This window comes from Ruegeria sp. (genome assembly GCF_028066395.1).
Classification (GTDB): Bacteria; Pseudomonadota; Alphaproteobacteria; order Rhodobacterales; family Rhodobacteraceae; genus Ruegeria.
The window spans coordinates 101,040-109,811 of the sequence record NZ_JALCBM010000004.1 but is presented as its reverse complement, the minus strand read 5'-3'; the positions used below and the strand labels follow the sequence as shown (position 1 = coordinate 109,811).

The following is an 8,772-nucleotide window of genomic DNA, read 5'->3' as shown; positions in this document are numbered from 1 at the left end:
CCCGGACCTGTTCGATCTGTCCTGTTGCATCGATGGCCAGAACATATGCCGCATAGGCCAGCAGCGTTGCCAGCATGCAGGCGGTGACCAGACGCCTTCTGAACCCGTTGCGCAGTACCACGACGACAAGCAAGGCCAGCAATGGCAGTTGATATTGTGGCAGGGTGATCATGCGGCACGCAAGCGCGGCACCCCGGCGCGGATCATGGACCAGAGCAGGAACAGGCCGGACTGGGCGACCTGCGCCGCCACCACGCCCCAAATCCCGAATTGCAATGCCCCCAGACAGATCAGCGTGACACCCAGCAAGGCGGTCGTGATGCGTGGACGCAACAGGGCGGCGCTGTTCATCGTTCCGAACAGGCGCAACACCACCAGATCCGCTGTGGCCGTGAAACCGGCCGTCAGGACCAGCCACGGTAACAGGGCCGAGGCTGCCTGATATTCGGGGGCAACCAGAACCGCGACGATCTGCATGTGAAACAGGGTGGTGATTGCAAAGGCGAGCCCAGTCAATCCCATTGCCCACCGTGTTGCACTCCATAGTCCGGACAAAGCGGCCAGCTTGTCGTTTTCCAGACGATCGAACAGGCGCGGGGAGAGAAATCGCAGGAGGGCGCTCATGCCGATGCGGACCGGACCCAGCGACATCTGCGCCGCAACCGTATAGAGCGCCAGCGCGTGGGCCCCGGCAAAACCCTGCAACGCCCAGCGATCTGCCACCAACAGAACCCAGGTGAAAGGCGCCCAGATGTAAATCGGCCCGGCAAAGCGAGAGAAAACCTGATCCATGGGCGCATGGTTTTCGGATGCGAGCTGCATCCGCCAAACCCCCTGCCAGACAAACAGCGAGAGCAACACCAACAGGCTGGCCGAGGCATAGGCGGCAAACAAAACTGGTACGCTCGGGCTGGCGAGATAGGCGACCAACAGGACCAGCGCCACTTTCAAAACAGCATCCGCCGCCTGATGCAAAGCCACCAGCCGCCGGGCACGGGTTGCGTTGCCGAAGGCGATCAGGGTGCTGAGTGCGCCATTCAACAGTGAATAGGGTAAGACAACAGCGAGCAGCAGTGCCCAATCCGGGCGGCCTATTACCCAGATCAGCCCTGCCAGCGTGCCTAAGACAATCGACCACAGCCCCGACACGTGCAGAAATCTGCGCCGGGCGCTGGTGCGATAGGCCACAAGCCCTCCGTACCGGGGGGCCATCGCATAAATCCGGGTGATCGCGTGGTTCAACCCGCCATAGACCACCACCTGACCAAAGCTGAACAGGGTCATGGCAAGGGCCAGCTGCGCATAGGCTGCCGGGTCCAGAAGCCCGGTCTGGACACGCAGCAGGGCCAGCCCGCCGACCAGCAGGCAAAGCTGGCCAGAGGCAACCCAGAACGCCTCGGCGCGGGTGGTCAGAGGGCGCCTCGGGCCATGTCAAACAGCGGTGTCACTTGCCGTGATAGTCGCGGAACCATTCGACGAAACGGGCAATGCCGTCCTTGAAATCGGTCTGTGGGCGATAGCCCGTCAGGCGTTGTAGCAGGTCGGTATTGGCCCAGGTCGCCGGGACATCGCCCATCTGCATCGGCATGTAGTTGCGGATGGCTTTCTTGCCGACCGCTTCTTCGATGGCATCAACGAAATCCAGCAGGCGCACCTTGTCGCCGTTGCCGATATTGACCACGCGGTAGGGCGCAACCGGGGACAGGCTGTCGCCTTCTGCAATCTCATCTGCACTGGCGGGACGGATCGGAGGCACGTCGATCAGCAGTCGGATACCCCTCACCAGATCCTCCACATTGGTGAAGTCGCGATACATGTCGCCGTGGTTGTAGATATCGATCGGACGGCCATCGAGGATTGCATCCACGAATTTATACAGCGCCAGGTCGGGCCGCCCCCAGGTGCCGTAAACCGTGAAAAACCGGAACATGGTGGTCGGCAGGTCCCACAGATGGGCATAGGAATGACCCATCGCCTCATTCGCCTTTTTGGTGGCGGCGTAGATGGTCAACTGGGTGTCGGCCTTTTCGACCTCGGTAAAGGGCATGTCCTCATTCGCGCCGTAAACCGATGAGGTTGAGGCCATCAGCAAGTGATCCACCTTGTGCTGCCGCGCGACCTCCATCACGTTGAAGGTGCCGACGATGTTGGCGTCCACATAGCTGCGCGGGTGTTCGAGGCTGTAGCGTACGCCCGCCTGCGCGGCCAGATGGACGATGACTTCGGGCTGGAACTCATCGGCAACCTGCATCAGGCGCTCGTGGTTTTCCAGCAGGTCTTCGGTGGCCGTAAAGCCCGGATTTTGCATCAGCATCTGATGGCGACGCTGTTTCAGGGCAACATCGTAATAGTCGGTCATCCCGTCATAGCCATGCACGCGGAACCCTTCGGACAGCAGCAGCTTGGCCAGGTGGAAGCCGATGAACCCTGCCGTACCTGTGATCAGAACCCGTTTCATGAAACCCTCAGACCGCTTTCGAACCATTTGCCATCAGGGATACGTTTCCCCCAGCGGCGTCAAGGGGATTTTGCCCGGACACTCAGCCATTTGCCGCGTCCAACCCGGCATTGACCAGCGAGGGTAGAAACTGATCCAGTGCCCGGCCCCATGTGGTGATGGGCTGTTCCTGAATGAATACGATGTCGTTGGGCCGTAGTTGCATCCGGGCTGCCACCGACAGTGCTGCCGGGTTGCGCGCGTCCAGATGCCAGGCGGTGACCGCGCCGAATTCCTCGGGGTTGGGAGAGCTGCGCAGCACGTAGATATGCGACGCATCCGCCGTGCGTGTACTGAACCCGCCCTGCCCGAACAGCGCATCCGCCAGATTGAGGTGTTGCCCATAGGGCAAGGGCATCCGGGCATTATTGCGGAACTCTCCACCCAGATAGACATAGTCGCGCTGTTCGGCGCCCAGTTCAGCCCGGGTGGTGAAATTCGCGCGGGATTCGATCAGTTCGTCACGGCGTAGGCCGACGGCGAGGTCCAGTTCGGTCAGGGCATCCGCGCGGGCATGACGGTTCAGGCTGATCACGTCGATCTGGTCGCGGTAAAAGCCCAACGCCCGGTCCAGATCATAGCTGGTGTCCACATGAACCGCGTCACCATTCAGCAGGTTCAGCCGCCGCAGATCGGGACGGTCAAGGTAATCCTTCATCGGTATCTGATACAGGTCTCCGGTCCGGTAGATGCGGATCGTGCCATAGTCGTGATCACGGGTGGTGAGCCCCCCGGCAGCCGCAATCGCCTGGCTCAGCGTCAGGGGCACCACAGTGACGGGCACGTTCTGAGGGGCCGCCACCAGCCCGCCCACAGCAACTCGTTTGGAATTGTACCCGGTCAGCTCTAGCGAAAAGCCCGGGTCGACTTGGCGGGCAACAAAGGCGTCGAACAGGGCGGCCTCGGCATCGCGCAGGGATCGGTTCGCCACCTGCACGCCGCCGATATCGGGCAGCGAGATCGTCCCGTCCGAGCGCACGGTGTATTCCTCGCGCACCGCTCCTTGGCTGGGCGCGGCCCGGACCAGCGCGACGGTATCTCCGATGCCTAGCCGATATGGCGGCGGAGTAACCTTTGGCGGCGGGTTCAACTCCAGCGGTTGCGGTTCAAGCTGCGGCACTTCGGGACGGTTTGGCAAAGCGGTAAGCTGGCGGGTCGCGGTGCCGGTGCCTGCGGTGTCGTAGAACGCCAATGGCAGGGTGCGCGGCGTATAGGGCGCGGTGCGGTTGGCCACCAGAACTGTCTGCGCGGTCAGATCAACCTCGCGCACCGCGACGCTGTCCAACTGGTTCGAGACGCGCGGGCTGGTATAGGTGACGCCGCACGCGGCAGGAGCCAGCCCGAGCAGCAGCGTCAGGGTGCGGAAGATGTCAGTTTTCATGTCGCTTCCTCCAAAGGGTGGCTTAGCGGACCAGCTGTTCGGTCCACAGGTAACCGGCATGGGAGCTGACCCATTGCCGGGATTTCCAGATGAAACCGTCCGGCCCGGCCCAGTAGATATTGGTCACGGTGCGGCCCGGGGTGGTACAGGTTTCCTCGATCCGGGTGGTGCTGTGCGGGCGGTCGAAAATGATGATCTGTTCGGGTCGCGCGCTGGTGCGTTTGCATTGATAAGCGCGAAACGCGGTCTGATACTCGCCATCCAGACCCGAGTTCAGACGGGTGTAAACCCCCTCACTTCTGCCGCGCAGCATGGCCAGCGTGCCGGTGACATCCGCGCTCATGACATCGGCACCCAGCCCTCGGGTCGCGACCAGCACACCGCCCTGAAAGGACAGCGACGCCTGATCGCCCGAGGCCCAGGTGATCACCTCCCCGTTCCGACCCGAAGGCGCGAGCGTTGCCGCCACCTTCAGCTCGGGCAGCTCCGCCAACAGGGTCGGCTGCCCGGTCGCGTCCAACCGGGCGCGGCTCAGCACGTCGCGCGGGTTGACTCCGGGCTGGGCGCAGGCAGCCAGTGTCAGCAGCGTTAGCAGCCGGATCACCGCCAGAATCGCCCCCAATTCGCTTGCAAATCCTGCCCCCGCAGCCCCCGGATCGTGTCATAGAGCCGCCCGGCCACGTCCAACTGCGCCCCGCCGTCACGCTGCACCGGGCGCAGGATGGTGGTGAAATCATCCCGGCTGGGCGTGCCCGACAGCCAGTCGATCGGGATCGTCACGATGATGCCCTTGTCATAGGACCCTTCGCCAAATTCCGCCGCCGAGACATTGGTGAAGGTGGCAAAGGCCCCGATACGCCAGCCGTTCTTGAATTCCCGGTTCAGGGTAATGGTCGAGCCCCAGTCGCCCGCCAGATACCGCCCCGCATCAAGCTGCAGATGGAACCCGTTCTGCATCTGCCAGTAGCCCGACACATGGCCGGTTGCGACCGAGTAGTCCTGAAAGCCAAACAGCTGATCGAAATCGCGCTGGCGGACATAGTTCACCTCAGCCCCGAAGGCGAAACGGGACCGGAGTGGGAACCACAGCAGCTCTGCCGACAGCCCGCCGAACATCGGTTCAAGATATCCGCCGGTGAAACGCCCAAACAGATTGGTGCCGGGTTGATAGTAATATGCTGCCGTCAGTTCGGTAATCGCCGGGCTGCCCTCGGCATCATAAAGCGCGCCGTCGCTGCGGACGCGGGGCAGGGTACTGTCCGATTGCCGCGTGGACTGGTCCAGATTGCCCACAAGCGGCTGCCGCAGGATACCGCGCAGGATGACCCCGCGCGTGGCCTCGACCTGAGCTGAGGCCTGAAGGCCGAAATCCACCCGCACCGGCTCGTCCGGATCAAAAAGCGCCGGTTGCAGATAGGGGGTGATCCCGGTGTCCCAGACTGGATAGGTGGCGCGATTGCCTGCAATTGCTTGTTCCTGCGCGGTGATCCGCGCGCGGGTGTAGCTGGCCCACGCCCCATCCAGATCATGCTCCAGTTCCACAAGGTCCGCACGGCGCAGGGTCACGCGGGTAGGCGTCAAACCGCTGACGGCAGGGGTGATCTGGAACTCTTCGACCTCGGGCGGCAGGGTCCGGGTCATCACCCGCGCCGTGCGTCCGATATCCTGTGCGGTTCGCGTCCGCGACGTACCGCCAAAGCTGACATGTGCGGTCCGGCCTTGGACGGTCAAGGCGCGCAGGCGCAGCCCCTGGGCCTGCAACCCGGCGGCCAGATTGCGCTGAACGTCGAGGGTCGAACCTGACACGCGGGGCGCTGTCAGAACCGGTGGTGGAGCCGGATCGCGCGACCCACCCGACGGTGGGCTTTTGGGATTCAACGTCAGGGTCAGGTTCACGCCGACCTGCGAACCATACAGATACATCAACGAAACATGCGCATTCGGATGCAGCCGGTACTGCGCCGCGATGTTGATTGGGGATTTCCGGTTGAACGCAGTGCCATCCTCTTGCGGGTAAGCGTCCGAGGAATACTCGGCCAGCAATTTCCACCGATCACTGGCCTGCCACTCAACGCCACCAAACAGGGCCGCAGGCCCGCGGAACCAGTTCTGGGCTTGAAGCGTGCCACCCTGATCCCCGTCGCGCCCCGGGCGGGTGTCCAGGCGGCTGCCGAAGACATAGGACAGCGGGTTTTGGAACGCACCGACCCCGGCCAGCCGACCCCAACCCATCCCGGCCGTCATCCTGAGCCGAGGGTGAAGGGTTTTCGAGGCCACCACATATTCCGATTGGTAAATCCCGGTGCCCAGAAAATCGTTCAACCCAATGGCAAAGGCCGGGTGGCGACGGGTTTCGTCCAGAAACCGGTAATGGACTGAGAAACTGCGATCAAAAATCTCCTCCTGCACGGCCGCATCGGGTGTGTTCCCCCGCACATCGCGCAGCGCTGAATATCGCAGGCTGCCCGACAGGCGCGGGGTGACCTGAAAGGTCAAGGTGGTGCGCGTGGTGTTGCGGAAATGGCTGAAATTCAGCGCCAGTTCCGCATCCGGGCGGCTATGCGCGCTGGGCATCTCGATCAGCCCCGGATAGCCATAGGTGTTATAGGTCGTCTGCACCTGCGCCTGTACCGCGACCGGCAAAGCCAGGGCCAATACCAAAGCCCACATGTGGTTAATGACCTGCGCCCCACATCAACGCCCGAAACTGGCCGACCTTGCGCAGGTTCTTCGCCGCCAGCGTTCCCAACCCACCCGCTTTATGGCGCCGCAGCGCGCGATAATCCTCGCGCGTTTTGGTCCACAGGCCCAAGGCCGAGCCGGTGCTAGCGCCACCCTGCGCCATCTTGACCAGAACGCGCGGCAGGTAAGCCAGACGGATGTCTCCGGCCCAGATCCAGCGCAGCATTGCGTCGTAATCTCCGGCGATGCGATAGTCCGCATCATAGGCACCCAGCCGGTTGAACACCTCTCGTCGCAAGTAAAGGGTGGGGTGCGGTGGTGCCCAACCCCACTGCATGCGGTTCCGCCGGAAGGGGCCCGCCCGCCAGTGGCGCAGCACACGGCCCGACGCAGAAATCAGGTCGAGATCGCCATAGATACCGTCCACATCCTTCGTCAGCGCATTGGCCACGTCGCGGATCACCTGCGGATCGGCCAAGTAATCATCCGAACCCAGAAGCCCGATAACATCCCCGTCGCAGCGGGCAATCCCGGTGTTGATCGCGTCGTAGATGCCTCGGTCGCGGGCCGATTGCACCCGCACCGGATGTGGGCTGCGCCAGGTGCTTGCAAGGCTGGCAGAGCCATCCGTTGACCCACCATCCTGAATGATATGCTCAATATCCTCATAGGTTTGCATCGAGACCGACCGCAGCGTCCGCTCAAGCGTATCGACCCGATTCAGAACCGGCGTGATGATCGAGATTTTCACGAATGGTCTGCCGGATCAGCCACGAGCCGAAGGGAGGTCGAACAGCACCCCGCATGAGAATCTGCGGTCGCTGACAAAGCGTATGCCCTGATCCTCCAGCACCACACGCAGCTTGTGCAGGTTGTCCTTGCGAGACTGCGGCACCCCATCGACGGTTTCGTAACGGGTGATGGTCGCAGCCCCGACGCCCGAGCGTTCTGCAAGCTGGCGGACCGACCAGTTCAGCGCCCCACGGGCCGCGCGAATCTGCTTGCCTGTGACCAAAGGCGCGTCGGCCTGAGTATCTGTCTGTGTCATTTTAGGAAAGTTTGCCTGATTAACGGCTACCGCACCGGAAGTGACTTGGGTCAGCCTTCTGGTGGGGTACATGCCATGCGCTGCAGCTTTGCAGTCAAACGACTAAATTTCAATCGCTAAAGTTGTGGAGGGCTAAATTAAATCGTGTGATATGTCAGATTTCGACATAATTTTAGTCGCTTAGACAGTTTATGCCTCTTCAAAATCTTCGATTAGGGGATTGTTAACCAATTCGCGCAAACCTGCCGGAAACATCCAAGGCAGGTCAATGCGGTACATTCTGTTCATCTTTGCGATCTTCTGCGGCCTGCTGTTTCATCCGGTCTTTGCCCAGACGCAAACCCCGCTGGAAACGGCGCGCAGTCTGGACGCGTGTGGCGGTGAAAGGATCATCCGCGCGCGCCGGAAGAACGATGGCAGCCTCAAGGTTGTATGTGACCGCAAACGCCGCGCGGCCAAGACACCCCCGAACGTCACTCCCGGGGCAACCAATGTGGTTGGCCTGCTGATCCCGGCACTGGGGATCGGTGCGGCGGTTGCGGCGGCGGCGGGTGCCTCGTCCTCCCCTTCATCGACCAGCAGCACGGGGGGAAATTGAGTGTTCACGGGTCATTCCGACAAGGTTCATACCCCAGCTCAATCATCTGGCGACCGGACAGGCGGTGATAGCCGTGCAGCCGGTGGCGGGCGACCTCAAGATACCAGTCCCGCAAAACCGGGGTGTAATGGCTGGCGATCACCTTGCTCCAATATTCAAAGCTGGGATGGTCCAGCGGCAGGCCCCATAGGCTGGGGCCGTGAAAACCAAATACCGTGTCGCGACCGACACAAACATCATGCGCCCCAAGGAACAAGGTGCAGGACGACAGGCAAACCCGCCCGCGGATTTCAACCCTGTCCCCGCGCGCACGCAGGGTTTCGACCAGCGCGGCCCGGCGATCAATGCGACCGCCCATATCGTTGCGTACCACATGCACGATCTGCGCAGGCCCCGACCCTGCTGCCATCGGTATGCACAGGATCAAACACAGGTGGATCAACCCGCGCGTCCCGATCCGAAACGTTCTGCTCACATCATCATTCCCCCGGTGTGACACCCAGTTCGGCACAGTTTGCGGGGCACCGGATTAACAGCCGGATAAACTTACAATTCACAGAAAACAT

9 protein-coding genes are annotated in these 8,772 nt (G+C 62.0%); 1 reads left to right on the top strand and 8 read right to left on the bottom strand.

All coding sequences use genetic code 11. The features are described 5' to 3' along the window. Window positions 1–168: 168 nt before the first annotated feature. The 7 genes from MPJ51_RS02645 to MPJ51_RS02615 form a co-directional block, all read right to left on the bottom strand. Entirely contained in the window at window positions 169–1,284 is a 1,116-nt protein-coding gene (locus tag MPJ51_RS02645) for a hypothetical protein (protein WP_298381455.1), read from the bottom strand. A 160-nt stretch (window positions 1,285–1,444) separates the two neighbouring features. Next, window positions 1,445–2,458 (bottom strand): GDP-mannose 4,6-dehydratase, encoded by a 1,014-nt coding sequence (locus tag MPJ51_RS02640; RefSeq protein WP_298381453.1) that lies wholly within the window; start codon window positions 2,456–2,458, stop codon window positions 1,445–1,447. Between the two features lie 82 nt (window positions 2,459–2,540). Continuing rightward, entirely contained in the window at window positions 2,541–3,878 is a 1,338-nt protein-coding gene (locus MPJ51_RS02635; RefSeq protein ID WP_298381451.1) for a polysaccharide biosynthesis/export family protein, read from the bottom strand. Between the two features lie 22 nt (window positions 3,879–3,900). After that, entirely contained in the window at window positions 3,901–4,500 is a 600-nt protein-coding gene (locus tag MPJ51_RS02630) for a YjbF family lipoprotein (protein ID WP_298381449.1), read from the bottom strand. Beyond that, window positions 4,479–6,533 (bottom strand): YjbH domain-containing protein, encoded by a 2,055-nt coding sequence (locus MPJ51_RS02625; protein ID WP_298381447.1) that lies wholly within the window; start codon window positions 6,531–6,533, stop codon window positions 4,479–4,481. The genes MPJ51_RS02630 and MPJ51_RS02625 overlap by 22 nt, the downstream gene beginning before the upstream one ends. Before the next feature lie 19 nt (window positions 6,534–6,552). Then, the gene (locus MPJ51_RS02620; RefSeq protein ID WP_298381445.1) at window positions 6,553–7,311 is read right to left on the bottom strand and encodes a glycosyltransferase family 2 protein; all 759 of its coding nucleotides are present in this window, start codon (window positions 7,309–7,311) and stop codon (window positions 6,553–6,555) included. A 15-nt stretch (window positions 7,312–7,326) separates the two neighbouring features. Continuing rightward, window positions 7,327–7,608, bottom strand: a complete 282-nt coding sequence (locus tag MPJ51_RS02615) for a helix-turn-helix domain-containing protein (protein ID WP_298381443.1) — start codon at window positions 7,606–7,608, stop codon at window positions 7,327–7,329. A gap of 268 nt (window positions 7,609–7,876) precedes the next feature. Between MPJ51_RS02615 and MPJ51_RS02610 the strand changes: the two genes are divergently transcribed. After that, the gene (locus MPJ51_RS02610; RefSeq protein ID WP_298381441.1) at window positions 7,877–8,206 is read left to right on the top strand and encodes a hypothetical protein; all 330 of its coding nucleotides are present in this window, start codon (window positions 7,877–7,879) and stop codon (window positions 8,204–8,206) included. Between the two features lie 4 nt (window positions 8,207–8,210). Here MPJ51_RS02610 and MPJ51_RS02605 read toward each other — a convergent pair whose 3' ends face one another. Beyond that, window positions 8,211–8,681 carry a hypothetical protein gene (locus MPJ51_RS02605; RefSeq protein ID WP_298381439.1) on the bottom strand — a complete coding sequence of 157 codons (471 nt, stop codon included), beginning with the start codon at window positions 8,679–8,681 and terminating at the stop codon, window positions 8,211–8,213. Window positions 8,682–8,772 lie beyond the last annotated feature (91 nt).